Source organism: Actinoplanes sp. NPDC051859, assembly GCF_044452725.1.
Classification (GTDB): domain Bacteria; phylum Actinomycetota; class Actinomycetes; order Mycobacteriales; family Micromonosporaceae; genus Actinoplanes.
On sequence record NZ_JBITBX010000008.1, the window covers coordinates 285,439 to 300,489 of the forward strand.

The window sequence follows — 15,051 nt, forward strand, 5'->3', positions numbered from 1 at the left end:
CATGGAACTGACCGAAGAACGCCAGGCCCTACGCGACGCCCTGCGCAGCCTGCTCGCCACCACGTCGACTCGGTCGGCGACCGGCACCGCCGCCGGCTACGACACCGGCCTGTGGGCCCGGCTGTGCAAGGAAATCGGCGTCGCGGGTCTCGCCGTGCCCGAGGCGTACGGCGGCTCCGGCGCTGGACTCGCCGAAACCTGCATCGTGCTCGAAGAACTGGGCCGCAGGCTCACCCCGAGCCCGATGCTCGGCACCTTCTGGGCCGCCCAAGCGCTGCTCCGCGCCGGATCCACCGAGGCCTGCGCCCGGCTGCTCCCCACCATGTGCACCGGCGAGCGCATCGCCACGCTGGCGTGGGACACCGCCGCCGCCACCACGACCGTGGCTGGCAACCTGCTCACCGGCCGCATCGCCCCGGTCCTCGACCTCGCCACAGCCGACACGTTCCTGGTTCCGGTCGGCACCGAACTCTACGAAGTGGACGGCACCGCACCCGGCGTCACCCGCCACGACCTCACTCCGCTCGACCCCACCCGCCGCCTCGGCGAGCTCCGCCTCGCGGACGCGCCCGCCCGGCACCTCGGCACGGTGCCGCTCGACGACCTCCGCGACCTGGCGTGCGTGGCCCTCAGCGCCGAGCAGGTCGGCGCGGCCGCGCAAGCGCTTCTGGTCACCGTCGACTACGTGCAGATCCGTGAGCAGTTCGGCCGCCCGATCGGCACGTTCCAGGCGCTGCAGCACCGGCTTTCCGAGGCACACGTACGGCTGGAAGCGGCCCGCTCCGCCTCGTACGCCGCGATCGACGCCCTGGTGTCCGGAGCGGCCGAGGCCCCGGACCGGGCCGCGGTCGCCAAGGTGACGTGCTCGGAAACCCTGCAGGCCAACGCCGCCGAGATGGTCCAGATGCACGGCGGCATCGCCATCACCTGGGAACACGACGCGCACCTGTACGTCCGCCGGGCCTGGTCCTCGCATCAGCTCTTCGGCACCCCGGCCAGCCACATTGCCCGGCTGTCAGCGCACGTCCTATCGTCCTGAGCGACAACACCCTAGTCAGGAAGGGCAGCTCCGCTGGTAGGGCAGACCCGGAAGAGAGGCGGACCACTCGTCCGGGGTGAAGCCGCCACCCGAGATGGCGCAGGCATGTCGGACTGGGTCTGCTACCAGGTCGGTCAGGTCCGAGAAGTTCCACACAAGTACCCAGGTACGGCCGAGATCGCGACCGGTGCCAGTCAGGAGAAGACGCCCGTCGCGATCGAACAGCAGCGACATTGACGTGTAGACCGCGCGGTCCAGCGGGCGCCCGAGCGGATCGAACAATATCCACGGTGGTGTGTGGCTGGTACGGCGCAGCGCGACTAGCCGGATCGGGTTGGCCGGCAGGCCGACGTCCCAGACGAGAGTGTCCCCATCGATGGAGGTGGTCAGCAGGGAACGACCGTCAGGCGCGAAAACGACCGAGGACACGGGGAGGCTGTGACCGGTCATCTTGGAGAGCCGCCGGGGTGGCGTACTGTCGGCAACACTCCACAGAGATGCTTTGTCGTCACCACCGCCGGCCGCGAGGAGCTTTCCATCGGGACTGAAGGCAAGCGCCTTGATAACACCGACGTCCCCCTCCCAGCCAACCGTGCGCACCGGCTCCTCGAGGTCGCTCAAGTCCCAGAGGCTGATGACCTTTCCATTGCCGACGGCCAAGCGATGTCCGTCTGGGCTGAATGCGATGGCCGACGTGTAGGGGAAATCTGCACCCCCACTCCTCCCGTTGAAGAAGCTGAGCTGGCGGGGACGACGTGGGTCGGTCAGATCCCACACCATCACCCCCTCCTCGGCCGCGGCGAGTGTGCGACCGTCCGGGCTGAAGGCGAGCTCTCCACCGTTCATGACGCCGACGATCGGGCTGACCGGCAGGTGGGCGAGGTCCGCCGGCCGGTCCGGATCAGAGATGTCCGTCAGTGCCACGCCAGCGAAGACCGGATCGTCCGGCACCGAGGCGACGATGGTGCCGTTCGGGGCGACCGCCGCCACGGACAGGGAATCCGGTCGTAGTCGCAGGCTCGTTCGCGGTCGGGGACTGGCGGGATCCGCCATGTCCCAGATGGTGGCGGTGCCGTCCGAATACGCGGTCATCAGACTGCGCCCGTCCGGAGCCAGCGCCGCGAACCGGCTGTCCTGCCCTTCCTGTTCGGCCTGGCCCAGCAGGGTAGGCTCACCATAGGTCGCCACATTACGCACCGCTGCGATCCTGTTGTCCCCGATGGTGACGAGGGTACGCCCGTCCGGGCTGAACGCCAGCTCGAAGGTTCCGGTGTCGTCCGGCAGTTCTGCCGTCCGGAAGGAATGCAGAGGATCAGAGACGTCCCATAACGTGGTCATACCGACGGAGTCGGTAGTGGCGATGGCCCCACCATCGACACTGAACCTCAGGGTGTTGACATCCTGCCCGAAACTGATGATCTTGCGTGGCACACGTGGATTGCTCAGATCCCAGAGCACCAGGTGTGCCCCGAAGTCATTGGTGGCGAGGACGGCCTGCCGGGGACTGAAGGCGAGAGCTCCCAGCCAGCGCGTGTCCAAAGTGGCAATTCTGGCCGGATTCGCGCGGTCGGCGATGCTCCAGACGGTCGCCGGTTGATCCTGGGTCACCACGGTTCTGCCGTCGGGTGCGATCGTCAGGAAGTACCCCTCCATCGGTCGTTCGCTGAGCCATCGCGGCCGGGCAAGATCCGTCACGTCCCAGAGCTGCCAGGACTGTCGAAGGGTGGACAGGACGAGCGTCTTGCCGTCCTGACTGAACTGGAACCTTGACACGCTCGGTGCAGGCATCGATCCGACGCGGACCGGGCGAGCAGGGTTCGACACATCGAAGAAGACAATCTCACCGTCGGCGTCGAGATCCACAAGGGCCAGTGTTCGGCGATCCGCGCTGAAGACCGGCTCACCGCCGAACTGTCCACTGTCCAGGTGGGCAATCCGGACCGGATGAGCCCGGTCGGCCACGTTCCAGAACGACACGGTGTAGTCGTCGTTGACGGTCGTGAGGACCCCGTTCACACCGAAGTCGGCGTAATACACCGCGTTGATCACGCCGGCGTGATGCGTCGAGGTGATGAGCGCCGCGAGTTCGCGGTTCGTCTCTTCGCCGGGCTGGATGCTTCGTGCAGCAAGGCCCAGGTGGAGAGCCTTACCGGGTTCGCTCTTCATCGTCATCTTCGCCTCGTTGATCAGACGCCGGCTCACCGCGATCTGCTCCTGCCGTGCAGCACTCTCCTTCTGCCGGCGGGCTTCCTCGGCAGCCTGCTGGGCACGCTTCTCCTGGGCGCGGGCGACGGCCTCCTGCCGCCGGGCCTCTGCCGTGGCCTGCTCGGCCCAGACCTGCTGCTGCCTCGCGATGGCCTTCTGCCGGCCGGTCTCGACGGCGGCCTCCTCGGCGAGGCGTTGCTGCTCGGCCGCGATGATCTGCTGGCGCTTGTTCTCCCGGGTCGCCTGCTGGGCCAGACGGCGCTGATCCTTCGCCACCGCTTCCTGTTGCTCAGCCAATGCACGCTGCCGGTCGGCCAGCTTCTGCTGCTCTCCAGAGTCCGCCTTCGCTCGCCGCGCTTGCTCCTGATGGCGCCGGGCATCGACTGCGGCACGGTCGGCGGTGGCCTGGAGGTCGCGAGAGCGTTTCTGCTGCCGCTCGGTCTCGGCGGCGGCATCCCGCGCCCTGGCCTGCTGCTCCGTCGCACTCGCTTGTTGGCGCTGCGCCTCCGCCGTGGCCTGCTGGGCGGTGCCACGCTGCTGATCAGCGGCCTGTTGCTGGCGGCGGGCCTCGGAGGCCGAGACAGTGGCCCGGTCGGCGTTGCGCACCGCGAGGGTGCTGGACAGCAGCGCCACGGCGGTGAGCAGGGCCAGCGCGGCGACCGCTCCGGAGCGCAGCCGACGGGTCCGGCGATGCTGGCGGACGTCTTCGCCCTCCAGGTCGTCCTTGCTGATGCCGTGCATGGGGGCGGCAAGCTGAGCGATGGCGTCGCGAAACCGCGAGTGTTGCAACGTCAAGTGTTGGTCGTCGCGGGCCCAGCGCAGGTCGAGGAACAACGGTTCCTCGGCGAACACGCCGCGCAGCTGGTCCGGTACGGCAGTGGAGTCCTCGGTGAAGTCACCCTGAGCAGCGTCCCACCGCCAGTGCCCTTCGGTGACCACGGGCAGGATCCGGTCGGCCGACTTAGTAGCCAGCCAGTGATCGATTTCCCGATTCACCCACGGAGAGCGGGCGGCCGCCGGCGAGGCGAGCAGAACGAAATGCCGGGAGCCGTCGAGGGCCTCCTGGATCGCCGACCACAAGGCGGGAGTTACGGACAGGCCGGTCTGGTCGCGGAAGATCCACAGCGCCCGACGGCGGTGCCACGGCTTCGCCAGACGGTGCAGGCCGCGCTGTACCGCCGGCGCAAGCCGTCCGTCCGCGGCATGGCTGTATGAGATGAATCCGTCGAATCTCACCCGATTCGCCCCCATGCTCGGTGATTGGCACATATCGATTATGCCCACCGTCGCTTGAGGGAGATCAGCCGCCTGCGGCACTACCCGAGTCGTCCCCGCGAGCGTCCGACATCGCCGCTGAGGTGGCAGCGCCTCCCGGCCGCTACCTGTCGACTGCCTCGGCAAGATCTGTCCGCTGTCAGCGCTGAGATGCTGCTGCCAGCAGATCAGATCCAATCGTCGTGCCGGGGCCAGGCGAGCAGCGTGTCGACCACCTCGGGCGACTCGTACGGCGACACCGCCGCCGTCCCCGTGTAACGCCCCCGGTAGAACAGCAGCGGCGCCCCGTCGCGGCACTCCCCCAGCGCGGTCACCCGGCCCACCACGATGGCGTGGTCGCCGCCCGGGTGGACGGCCTCGACCTCGCATTCGGCCCAGGTCAGCGCGCCGGTCAGGATCGGTGCGCCGGCCGGGGACGGCAACCAGCCGACGCCGGCGTACTTGTCGGTGCCGCGGGTGCCGAAGACGCGGGACAGGTCGCGGTGTTCGACGGCCAGGACGTTGACGGCGAACAGGCCGGTGGTCTGGATGCGGCGCCAGGTGGCTGAGCCGGCCTGGGGGCAGAACAGCACCAGCGGCGGGTCCAGGGACAGCGGGGCGAAAGCCTGGCAGGAGAAGCCGGCCGGTCCATCCGTGTCGGTCGTGGTGATGACGACGACGCCGGTGCAGAAGTGGCCGAACGCCCGGCGGAAGAGCCGGGCGTCCACGTCAGCCATCGCGTCGGGGGTGGCGGTCACTGCGCGCCCGGCGCGAAGCGGTGACCCCACACGCTGTGGGCGGTGGTCTGGCGGGCGACCCAGGTGGCGTCGTCCACGACGGCGCCGCCCCAGCCGTATTCGATGTCGAAGCCGCCGGGGGTGCGGACGTAGAACGAAATCATGTTGTCGTTGGCGTGCCGGCCGAGGGAGGAGATGATCGGGGCGCGGCGTTTGGCGCAGCGGTCCAGGGCACGGCCGACGTCGTCGATGGTTTCGGTCTCGATCATCAGGTGGATCATGCCGCTGGGCGCGGGCAGCGGGGCGAGGGCAATGCTGTGGTGGCGCGGGCCGCAGCCGAGGAAGCGCATCCAGAGCGGCTGGTCGGTGGGCGGCAGTCCGATGTGTTCGGGGACGAGGCGCATGGAGTCACGCAGTCGGAAGCCGAGGACCTCGGTGTAGAAGCGCAGGGCCGCCGCGTCGTCGGTGGCGGGAAGGACCGCGTGGCCCATGCCCTGCTCGCCGGTGACGAATTTCGTCCCGTACGCGCTGAGGGCGGGCTTGTGGCCCAGTTCGGCGCCGCAGAAGAACTCGAGGCGGTTGCCGAAGGGGTCGTCGACCTCGACGAGGTGGGCGACGCGGCGGTCGGCGATCTCGTCGGCGGAGGCCGGTTTGACCGCTGCGCCGGCCTCTTCGAGGATCGCGGTGAGCTTGGTCAGGGCGGCCGGGTCGGCGACCTCCCAGCCGGTGGAGGTGAGCCGGTCGCGCTCGCCGGGCACGACGACGATGCGGGCGGCGAGGTCGTCCATGCGCAGGTAGGCGCTGTTCGGGTCGGGGCCGCGGCCGTCCGTCATGCCGAGCACGCCGACGCCGAACTCTCGCCAGGCGCTGACGTCGGTGGCCTCGACGCGCAGATATCCGAGGGATCGTACGAGACTCACGGGGTGCCACCTTCCAGGAAGTCGAACGCGAGGCGGTTGAATTCGTCGAACTTCTCCAGGTGCGCCCAGTGGCCGCAGCCGCCGAAGACGTGCAGTCGGGCGCGGCGGATCAGCTTGAGCGCCACCAGGGCGCCGTCGAGCGGGTTGACCCGGTCTTCGCGGCCCCACACCAGCAGCACGTCGTGGCGCAGCCGGTGGGCGTCGCGCCAGAGCAGCCCTTCCTCGAAGAACTCCGGGTCGGTGAAGGACGCGCCCATGGCGCGCATTCCCGCCGGATCGGCGGCGGCCCGGAAGCGTTCGTCGATCAGTTCATCGGTGATCAGCTTCGGATCGAAGACGAGGGTACGCAGGAAGGCCGCCATCTTTTCCCGGCTGGGTCCGGCGCCGAATGCGGACAGCCGCTTCACGCCCTCGGTCGGGTCGGCGGCGAACACGTTGAGACTCAGCCCGCCCGGCCCCATCAGCAGTAGCCGCCCGGCTCGTTGTGGGTAGTTCAACGCGAACCGCACTGCCGTGCCCCCGCCGAGCGAATTGCCGATGAGGTCTACCCGTTCGATCCCGAGTTCGTCGAGCAGGCCGGCCAACGCATCGGCTGAGGCGGTGAAGTACTGCCCTTTGATCGGCGCGGTTGCGGAGCCGCCGTACCCGGGCTGGTCGACGGCGAGCGTGTCGAAACGCTGCGCGAAGACGGGCAGCGTACGCCCGAAGTTGCTCTCTGCCGAAGCCCCGGGCCCGCCGCCGTGCAGGAGCACGACCGGGGTGCCGCCGGACGGCCCGGCGCGGTGGTAATGGAGGCCTGCAGCGTGTGCGCTGGTCGTCATGTGCCCCTCAAATCATCGCGTCGGTGATCGGCAGGCCGAACTCGCCGCGACCGAACAGGGTCAGGGCCCGCTCGGGGTCGTTGATCGCGTGCACCCGGCCGGCGTGCGCGTCGCGCCAGAACCGTTGGATGGGGGTGCCGGTGGCGAGCGCCCGGCCGCCGGAGTTCTCGAAGAGGCGGTCGACGGCGCCGATGGCCAGCTCGGTGCCGCGGACCTGGTCGCGACGGGTGCGCAGGCGCAGCCGCATCGGCAGCTTCGTGCCGGCGGTGGTCAGCTCCATCAATTCGCGCATGTCCGATTGCAGGGCGAGCCAGGCTGCGTCCAGGTCTGCGGCGGCGTTTGCCACGCGCACCTGGGAATGCGGGTCTTCGGCGGCTTTCACGCCCACGTAGGAGGCACGGACCCGGTCCCGCAGGTAGGTGACGTGGGCGTCGTACGCGCCGTAGGCCATGCCGATGATCGGGGTGGTGATGGCGTAGGAGAAGATCGACGCGTACGGAATCTTGTAAAGCGGGCCGGGGTTCTGCTCCTGGCCCGGGCACAGGCAGCGGGCCGTGTCGTTGAAGCTCAGCGACCGGTGTTCCGGGACGAACGCGTCGGACACCACCACGTCGTTGCTGCCGGTGCCGCGCAGGCCGACGGTGTGCCACACGTCCTCGACGGTGTAGTCGGTCGCGGGTACGAGAAACGTTTTGAAGTCGGCGGGGGTGTCGTCGTCGCCGGGCGGCACGATGCCGCCGAGCAACGCCCAGCCGGCGTGGTCGCTGCCGGAGGAGAAACTCCAGCGGCCGTTGACCCGGTAGCCGCCGTCGACCCGCAGAATCTTGCCGGTCGGTGCGTAGGAAGAGGACATCCGGGTGCTGGTGTCGTCGCCCCAGACGTCTTGCTGCGCCTGGTCGGGGAACAGGGCGAGCTGCCAGTTGTGCACGCCGATCACCGAGGCGACCCAGCCGGTGGAGCCGCAGGCCCCGGCCAGCTCGCGGACGCCGGTGAGGAAGGTGAGCGGGTGGGCTTCGTACCCGCCGAACCGTTCGGGTTGCAGCAGCCGGAAGAACCCGGTCTCGGCGAGGGCTTTGACGGTCTCGGCGGGCAGTGCCCGGCGGTCTTCCGTCTCCTGAGCCCGCTCACGCAGCGCGGGCAGCAGGTCGCGCACCGCGGTCAGTACCGCCGCGCCGGCGCTTGCCTCCATGGGGATCCCTCCTGCGGGTTGGCCGACGAACTCGTCGTCCCTATACTAGAACACGTTCTAGCTTTCCGGCCACGGTACTTTGCGGCGACGGTTCGGGCCGCGGCATCTGTCACGCGTTCCATCGAGTGGGGAGCGGCTATGCGCAACGGCGAGACAGCACGGACCATCGACGCCGGCGCACTGCCGACGAGATACGCGCGCGGGTGGCACTGCCTGGGACTCGCCGAGTCCTTCCGGGACGGCAAGCCGCACGCCGTCGAGGCGTTCGGCACCAAGCTGGTGGTGTTCGCCGACTCCAGCGGCAAGCTCAGCGTGCTCGACGGCTACTGCCGGCACATGGGCGGCGACCTCACCATGGGCACGATCAAGGGCGACACCGTCGCCTGCCCGTTCCACGACTGGCGCTGGCGCGGTGACGGCCGGTGCGACGCCGTGCCGTACGCCCACCGCGTCCCGCCTCGCGCCCGCACCCGCACGTGGCTCACGCTGGAACAGAACCGCCAGTTGTTCGTCTGGAACGACCCGCAGGGCAATCCGCCGCCCGCCGAGGTCACCATTCCCCGGATCGACGCCGCGTTCGACGACCAGTGGAGCAACTGGACCTGGGACTCGCTGCACATCGAGAACGCGAACTGCCGAGAGATCATCGACAACGTCGTCGACATGGCGCACTTCTTCTACATCCACTTCGCGTTCCCGACGTTCTTCAAGAACGTCCTGGAGGGCCACGTGGCAGCACAGTTCCTCACCACCCGGCCCCGGCCGGACGTGGCAGTCGGGGCAAGTCAGACCGGTGGCGGCAACCTGCGCTCGGAGGCCGCCTACTACGGGCCGTCCTACATGATCGACTACCTCTACCTGGACTATCACGGCATCGACGTCGAGTCCGTACTGATCAACTGCCACTACCCGGTCACGGCCAACTCGTTCGTGCTGCAGTGGGGTCTCATCGTCAAACGGCTGCCCGGCCTGACCGCCGCCCAGGCAGACAAGGCGGCGGCCAAGTTCGCCCGCAGCATCGGGGTGGGCTTTCAGCAGGACGTGGAGATCTGGCAGCACAAGAGCCGCATCGACAACCCGCTGCTGTGCGTCGAGGACGGCCCGGTCTACCAGCTGCGCCGCTGGTACGAACAGTTCTACGTGGACGTCGAGGACGTGTCCGACGACATGGTGGCCCGATACGAGTTCGAGGTCGACACCACCCGCGCGATCGAGACCTGGGAGGCCGAGGTGGCCGAGAACCTGCGCCAGCAGGCCGGCACGGCGGCGCAGGGATGACCCGGGCCGACGTGGTCGCCGAGCGCCGGGCGTACCTGGAAGGTGGTCTCGCCGACGTCGCCTGTTGGCGCTGCGGCGCTTGCGTCCGGGCCGGCAAGCGCAGCCCGCAGCAGACCAGCGTGCAGTGGACCGTCCGGGCCGGACGCGACTGCGCCACGCTGGCCGCCGCGGACGCCGCCGGACGACCCCGAGCGCTCGTTCCGACCTGCCCTGACCTGCGAGACAGCATCGACCGCGCGGCCCGCGAGGGCCGCCTGGAGGTGGCGTGATGTTCCACCGGCTGCACGTCGCGGACGTCATCGCCGAGACGCCGGACGCGCATTCCCTGGTGTTGTCGGTGCCGCCCGCGCTGGCTGACGCGTTCGGCTACCAGCCCGGACAATATCTCACCGTGCGCGTGCCAGACGGAAACGGTGGCCTCGCCCGGTGCTACTCGCTGTCCAGCTCGCCGCACACCGACACCGACCTGAAGATCACGGTGAAGCGGGTCCGGGACGGGCAGGCATCGAACTGGATCTGCGACCATGTCCGTCCCGGCGCGACGCTCGAGCTGATGCCCCCCGCCGGAGAGTTCACGCCGACTTCCCTCGATGACGACCTGCTCCTGCTCGCCGGCGGCAGTGGGATCACCCCGGTGATGGGGATCATCAAGTCGGTCCTCGCCCACGGCCAGGGCCGGCTGACCCTGCTCTACGCCAACCGGGACGCCGGCTCGGTCATCTTCGCCACCGAGCTGGCCGACCTGACCGCACGGCACCAGGACCGGCTCACGGTCATCCACTGGCTCGATGACACGCGTGGGGCGCCCCGCGACGACAGCCTCGGCGAGCTCCTGCGGCCTTATGCCGACCGGGAGGCGTTCGTCTGCGGCCCGGATCCGTTCGTCGTCGTCGCCCGCCGGGCCCTGCAGTACGCCGGAGTCCTCGAGGAGCGCGTCCACGTGGAACGCTTCGACTCGGTGGTCGTCGTGACAGCGGACGCGACCGCAGAGGTCCGGCTGGACGGACAGACCCACGAGCTGCACTGGCCGGCGGGCACCCGGCTGCTCGACCTGCTCATCGAGGCCGGGCTCAACCCACCGTTCTCCTGCCGCCAGGGCAACTGCGGCACCTGCGCCACTCGACTCACCGCCGGCAAGGTCGAGATGCTGCACAACGAGGTCCTCGAGGAGGAGGACTTCGCCGAGGGCTACATCCTGGCGTGCCAGGCGGTAGCCCGCAGCGAACGGATCGTCGTCGACTACGACTGACCCGCCTCCTGCCGGAGCTGGACGGCGATGTCGATCAGCTGGTCCTCCTGGCCGCCGACCAGCCGTCGCTCCCCCGCCCGCACCAGAATCGCGGCGCCGGAAACCCCGTACCGCTGCGACAGCATGAACGCGTGCGTGAGGAAGCTGGAGTACACCCCGGCGTAGCCCATGGTCAGCGCGAGCCGGTCCAGCTTGCACTCGTCCAGCATGGCCGGGCGCACCACGTCCTCGGCCGCGTCCACGATGGCGAAGAAGTCCACCCCCGTACGGATGCCCAGCTTGTCGCAGACACCCACGAACGCCTCCACCGGCGTGTTGCCGGCGCCCGCCCCGAACCGGCGGGTGCTCCCGTCGATCTGGGTCGCACCGGCCCGGACGGCCAGCACCGAGTTCGCCACACCGAGGCCCAGATTTTCGTGGCCGTGGAAGCCGACCTGTGCGTCGTCGCCCAGCTCCGCGACGAGCGCGGCGACCCGGTCACCGACCTGGTCGAGGACGAGGGCGCCGGCGGAGTCGACCACATACACGCACTGACAACCCGCGTCGGCCATGATGCGGGCCTGCATCGCGAGGGCCTCCGGCGGCTGGGAGTGGGCCATCATCAGGAAGCCGACGGTCTCCAGGCCACGCTCGCGGGCCAGCCCGAAATGCTGCACGGCAATGTCGGCCTCGGTGCAATGAGTCGCGATCCGGCACACACTCGCGCCGTTGCCGGCAGCCGCACGGATGTCGTCGACGACGCCGACGCCGGGCAGCATCAGGAACGCGATCTTCGCGCGGGTGGCGGCGCGCACGGCCGTCGAGATCAGCTCCTGTTCGGGGGTACGACTCAGGCCGTAGGTGAACGACGAGCCGCCCAGCCCGTCGCCGTGAGTCACCTCGATCACCGGAACACCGGCGGCGTCCAGGGCGGCGACCACGGCGGCCACTTCCTCGGCGGTGAACTGGTGGCGTTTGGCGTGCGAGCCGTCACGCAGCGCGGAGTCGGTGATCCGGACGTCGAGGTCCGCGGAAAAGGGGCGCATACGGTCTCCTACGCGGGCACGGCAGCCCGGGCGAGCTCCTCGCCCACCCGGGTCGCGGCAGCGGTCATGATGTCGAGATTCCCGGCGTACTCGGGCAGGTGGTCCCCAGCCCCGGCGATCTCCGCGAAGATCGCCACCCGGGCGAGCCCGGCGGTCGCCCGGGAAGGCGGGTCGAATTGTGGTTCGTTGAGCAGCCGATACCCGGGGACGTACCGGGCCACGTCGGCGACCATCGAAACGATCGAGGCGGTCACCGCGTCGACGTCGGCAGCCGGGTCGATGGCACAGAAGATCGTGTCTCGCATGATCAATGGTGGTTCGGCCGGATTCAGGACGATGATCGCCTTGCCGCGCGCCGCACCGCCGACGGTCTCCAGGGCTCGGCTGGTGGTACGGGTGAACTCGTCGATGTTGGCGCGGGTGCCCGGTCCGGCCGAGCGGGACGCCACGGTCGCGACGATCTCGGCGTACGCGACCGGGGTGACCCGGGAGACCGCCGCCACCATCGGGATGGTCGCCTGGCCGCCGCAGGTGATCAGGTTGAGGTTGGGCGCGTCGAGGTGGGCGCGCAGGTTGACTTCCGGCACGACGAACGGCCCGACCCCCGCCGGCGTCAGGTCGATCGCCCGGATCCCCGCCGCGGCGTACCGTGGGGCGTTGGCGCGGTGCACGGCCGCCGACGTGGCCTCGAATACCAGGTCGGGCAGCGGATCCTGGGCCAGCAGCCAGTCAGCGCCATCCGCGCTGACGGCCACGCCCGAGTCGGCGGCCCGCCGAAGACCCGGGCTGTCCGGGTCGATGCCCACCATCCAGCGCGGGTCGATCAGCGGCGAACGCAGCAACTTGCACAGCAGGTCCGTGCCGATGTTGCCGGACCCGACGACAGCCGCGGTGAGCTCAGCCATCCGACACCTCCGCGAAGCGCAGGCGAACCTCGCCGAGGCCCGCGAAAACCGCCCGGAACCGGTCGCCCGGGTGGACGTCCACCGCCCGGGCGCAGGCGCCCGGCAGCACGAGATGCCCGGCCCGCAGCCGAACCCCGAAACCGGCAACCGTGCGCGCCAACCAGGCCACCGCGGTCACCGGGTTACCCAGCACGGCATCCGAGCGGCCGTGCGCCACCTCCGCGTCGCCGCGACACAGCACCGCGTCGATGCCGAGCAGATCGATGTCGCGCGGATCCACGCGGGCCGCGCCCACCACGAAGCCGGCCGACGAGGCGTTGTCGGCGATCGTGTCCGCGATGCTGATCTTCCAGTCTTCTATCCGACTGTCGATCAGCTCGATGGATGGCGCCACCGCCGCGGTGGCCGCAAGCACATCGTCCTCAGTGCAGTCCTGCCCCGGCAGGTCCGCACCGAGCAGGAACGCCACCTCGATCTCGACGCGCGGATAGCAGTACCGTGACGCCCAGGCAGGCTCCGACTCGGACAACCGCATGCCGGCCAGCAGGTGGCCGTAATCCGGCTCGGCGACGCCCATCATCGCCTGCATGGCCGCCGACGACAGGCCCACCTTGTGGCCCACCACGGCCTCACCGCGCCGGCGCACATTCGCCAACTGGATTTCGTACGCGTCTGCCGCCGTCAACTCCGGATGGTCGTGGATCAGGGGTGGGACAGGCGCCCGGTCGCGTTCCGCGGCGTACAGCCGGTCGGCGAGCGTACGGCGCTCAGCCTCGGTGAGCATGCAGACCTCCTCGATCCCCGGCCGCCGCACTCCGGCCCGCGCGCCGCCCGGAGAAGACGCAGTCGGCCAGCGACAGACCGCTGACGTAGTTGTGGGAGCAGATACCGACGGCGGTACGCCCGGCCGCGTACAGGCCCGGGATGCGACTGCCGTCCGCCCGCAGAACATGGCCGGTTTCCTCGTCGACCCTGAGGCCGCCGAGGGTGAGCATCGGCGCGGGCACGGCGAGCCGAGGGCGGATGGAAACGTCGATGAGCGACCAGGGTGGCTCGCCGAGGATCCGGACCGCGGCGGCGGGCTTGCCGGCGGGATCGGGCCGCCCGGCGTGCGCGGCGTCGTTGTGGGCGGACAGGGTGGCAGCCAGCCCGGCCGGGTCCACGCCGGCGTTGTGGGCCACCCGGTCGAGCGTCGGTGCGGTGCTGCGGCCCGGCCCGAGCAGCACCCAGGCCTGGATCGCCTGGAACCAGGTGGCCTGGCTGCGAAACTGCCGGCGGGCCTCGGCGATCAGCGCTGCGTCGGCCAGCAGCCAGGCCTTGCGCTCCGGGCAACGCAACACGGCGTCACCGATCGCAGCGCCGTAGCGTGACTCGTCGCAGACCCGCCGTCCGGTGGAGTCCACCAGCAGGGCGCCGGTCAGCGCGGCTGGCGGAGTCAGGAAGCGCCACAGGCTGACCCGGTCAAGGTTCCCGGTGGCGGCGCCCGCGGCGACGCCGAGCCGGATGCCCGAGCCGTTGTCGCCGGGTGTGCCCAGCCGCAGACCGCCACGATGGTTTGGAGCGTGCTCGCGCAGCAGCGCCCGGTCGAAGACGAAGCCACCCGCGGCGAGGACGACGCCCCGGCGAGCGCTGATGCGCACCACGCGGGAGTAGCGGCGTTCCAGCCACGCCACCGGCCGGTGCAGGACCCGGCCGAGTGCGGGGACGTACACGCCGGGTTTGACCGACCACCGGTGCAGCACCCGGTGCCCGAAGCGAACCCAGCCCGGCGCTCCGCGCAGTGTGCGGCATTCGACGCCGAGGACCGTCCCGTCCGGACCGGTCAGCAGTCGCTCGGCGCGGGTCTGGATCTGGAGGGTCACCCCAGCCTGCCGGGCGGCCGTGACGAGTCGGGCATGGAGTTCCCGGCCCGACGCGCCCGGGGCATGCGTGCGGTGCCCGCGCGGCGCTGGCGCGGCCGCGTGGGCAAAGGACAGCTCGCTGCCCGAGTAGTAGAGGTAGTGCCGATCGGTCGGATAGGAGGTCTTGTCCGGGCAGAGGCTGTGGTCGAAGGGCACGCCATGGTTCTCCAGCCAGGACAGCATCGCGGCACTCTGCGCGCAGAAGCGGCGCAGGGTTTGCGCCGTGACCGCGTCGGCCACCTCTTGCTGCAGGTAGTCGTGCATCGCTTCGACGGTGTCCGTGATCCCGGCTTGCCGTTGCTGCCGGGTGCCGCCGCCGGCGTAGACGACGCCGCCGGAGATGGCGGTGGCGCCGCCGCCGGTGAAGCGGTCCAGCACGAGCACGCGCGCACCCGCCTCGGCAGCCTCGATCGCGGCGCAGGACCCGGCCGCCCCGAATCCGACGACCACCACATCGGCCGACTCGTGCCACGCCTCGGTCATGGGCAGAGTTCCCTGTCTCGATGGCTTCCTCGCGGCGATAACTAT

General features: G+C 70.0%; 13 protein-coding genes. 4 read left to right on the forward strand and 9 right to left on the reverse strand.

The features are described 5' to 3' along the window. Positions 1 to 7 precede the first annotated feature (7 nt). Positions 8 to 1,039 (forward strand): acyl-CoA dehydrogenase family protein, encoded by a 1,032-nt coding sequence (locus ACIA1L_RS22090; RefSeq protein WP_396074798.1) that lies wholly within the window; start codon positions 8 to 10, stop codon positions 1,037 to 1,039. Between the two features lie 15 nt (positions 1,040 to 1,054). Here the strand turns inward: ACIA1L_RS22090 and ACIA1L_RS22095 are convergent, their stop codons facing one another. The 5 genes from ACIA1L_RS22095 to hsaA form a co-directional block, all read right to left on the reverse strand. Then, entirely contained in the window at positions 1,055 to 4,480 is a 3,426-nt protein-coding gene (locus ACIA1L_RS22095; RefSeq protein WP_396074745.1) for a TIR domain-containing protein, read from the reverse strand. Positions 4,481 to 4,686: 206 nt separating this feature from the next. Then, on the reverse strand, positions 4,687 to 5,235 hold the full coding sequence (gene hsaB / locus ACIA1L_RS22100; protein ID WP_396074746.1) for a 3-hydroxy-9,10-secoandrosta-1,3,5(10)-triene-9,17-dione monooxygenase reductase subunit: 549 nt from the start codon (positions 5,233 to 5,235) through the stop codon (positions 4,687 to 4,689). 17 nt (positions 5,236 to 5,252) lie between these two features. Continuing rightward, complete coding sequence (gene hsaC, locus ACIA1L_RS22105; RefSeq protein ID WP_396074747.1) at positions 5,253 to 6,155, reverse strand: iron-dependent extradiol dioxygenase HsaC; 903 nt, start codon at positions 6,153 to 6,155, stop codon at positions 5,253 to 5,255. Continuing rightward, positions 6,152 to 6,976 (reverse strand): 4,5:9,10-diseco-3-hydroxy-5,9,17-trioxoandrosta-1(10),2-diene-4-oate hydrolase, encoded by an 825-nt coding sequence (gene hsaD, locus ACIA1L_RS22110; RefSeq protein WP_396074748.1) that lies wholly within the window; start codon positions 6,974 to 6,976, stop codon positions 6,152 to 6,154. The genes hsaC and hsaD overlap by 4 nt, the downstream gene beginning before the upstream one ends. Before the next feature lie 7 nt (positions 6,977 to 6,983). Continuing rightward, entirely contained in the window at positions 6,984 to 8,165 is a 1,182-nt protein-coding gene (gene hsaA / locus ACIA1L_RS22115; protein WP_396074749.1) for a 3-hydroxy-9,10-secoandrosta-1,3,5(10)-triene-9,17-dione monooxygenase oxygenase subunit, read from the reverse strand. A 138-nt stretch (positions 8,166 to 8,303) separates the two neighbouring features. Between hsaA and ACIA1L_RS22120 the strand changes: the two genes are divergently transcribed. Genes ACIA1L_RS22120 through ACIA1L_RS22130 form a run of 3 tightly spaced genes read left to right on the forward strand, consistent with a single transcriptional unit; the run spans position 8,304 to position 10,692 of the window. Then, positions 8,304 to 9,443 (forward strand): Rieske 2Fe-2S domain-containing protein, encoded by a 1,140-nt coding sequence (locus ACIA1L_RS22120; protein ID WP_396074750.1) that lies wholly within the window; start codon positions 8,304 to 8,306, stop codon positions 9,441 to 9,443. Beyond that, a complete protein-coding gene (locus tag ACIA1L_RS22125; protein ID WP_396074751.1) occupies positions 9,440 to 9,712 on the forward strand; it encodes a hypothetical protein in 273 nt (90 codons plus the stop codon). Before ACIA1L_RS22120 ends, ACIA1L_RS22125 begins: the two co-directional genes overlap by 4 nt. Beyond that, complete coding sequence (locus ACIA1L_RS22130; RefSeq protein WP_396074752.1) at positions 9,712 to 10,692, forward strand: 2Fe-2S iron-sulfur cluster-binding protein; 981 nt, start codon at positions 9,712 to 9,714, stop codon at positions 10,690 to 10,692. The genes ACIA1L_RS22125 and ACIA1L_RS22130 overlap by 1 nt, the downstream gene beginning before the upstream one ends. Here ACIA1L_RS22130 and dmpG read toward each other — a convergent pair. From dmpG to ACIA1L_RS22150, 4 genes are read right to left on the reverse strand one after another with little or no spacing between them, the layout of a single operon-like run. Then, entirely contained in the window at positions 10,683 to 11,717 is a 1,035-nt protein-coding gene (gene dmpG, locus ACIA1L_RS22135) for a 4-hydroxy-2-oxovalerate aldolase (protein ID WP_396074753.1), read from the reverse strand. The two genes, ACIA1L_RS22130 and dmpG, sit on opposite strands and share 10 nt — an antisense overlap. An 8-nt stretch (positions 11,718 to 11,725) precedes the next feature. Next, complete coding sequence (locus tag ACIA1L_RS22140) at positions 11,726 to 12,622, reverse strand: acetaldehyde dehydrogenase (acetylating) (protein WP_396074754.1); 897 nt, start codon at positions 12,620 to 12,622, stop codon at positions 11,726 to 11,728. Beyond that, positions 12,615 to 13,406, reverse strand: a complete 792-nt coding sequence (locus ACIA1L_RS22145; protein WP_396074755.1) for a 2-keto-4-pentenoate hydratase — start codon at positions 13,404 to 13,406, stop codon at positions 12,615 to 12,617. Before ACIA1L_RS22145 ends, ACIA1L_RS22140 begins: the two co-directional genes overlap by 8 nt. Further along, the gene (locus tag ACIA1L_RS22150) at positions 13,390 to 15,006 is read right to left on the reverse strand and encodes an FAD-binding protein (protein ID WP_396074756.1); all 1,617 of its coding nucleotides are present in this window, start codon (positions 15,004 to 15,006) and stop codon (positions 13,390 to 13,392) included. Before ACIA1L_RS22150 ends, ACIA1L_RS22145 begins: the two co-directional genes overlap by 17 nt. Positions 15,007 to 15,051: the final 45 nt, after the last annotated feature.

Coding starts and splice junctions, on each gene's coding strand:
- ACIA1L_RS22120 (WP_396074750.1), top strand. CDS start 8,304: ATGCGCAACGGCGAGACAGCACGGACCATCGACGCCGGCGCACTGCCG.
- hsaD (WP_396074748.1), bottom strand. CDS start 6,976: ATGACGACCAGCGCACACGCTGCAGGCCTCCATTACCACCGCGCCGGG.
- ACIA1L_RS22150 (WP_396074756.1), bottom strand. CDS start 15,006: ATGACCGAGGCGTGGCACGAGTCGGCCGATGTGGTGGTCGTCGGATTC.
- ACIA1L_RS22125 (WP_396074751.1), top strand. CDS start 9,440: ATGACCCGGGCCGACGTGGTCGCCGAGCGCCGGGCGTACCTGGAAGGT.
- hsaA (WP_396074749.1), bottom strand. CDS start 8,165: ATGGAGGCAAGCGCCGGCGCGGCGGTACTGACCGCGGTGCGCGACCTG.
- ACIA1L_RS22145 (WP_396074755.1), bottom strand. CDS start 13,406: ATGCTCACCGAGGCTGAGCGCCGTACGCTCGCCGACCGGCTGTACGCC.
- ACIA1L_RS22140 (WP_396074754.1), bottom strand. CDS start 12,622: ATGGCTGAGCTCACCGCGGCTGTCGTCGGGTCCGGCAACATCGGCACG.
- hsaB (WP_396074746.1), bottom strand. CDS start 5,235: ATGGCTGACGTGGACGCCCGGCTCTTCCGCCGGGCGTTCGGCCACTTC.
- dmpG (WP_396074753.1), bottom strand. CDS start 11,717: ATGCGCCCCTTTTCCGCGGACCTCGACGTCCGGATCACCGACTCCGCG.
- ACIA1L_RS22130 (WP_396074752.1), top strand. CDS start 9,712: ATGTTCCACCGGCTGCACGTCGCGGACGTCATCGCCGAGACGCCGGAC.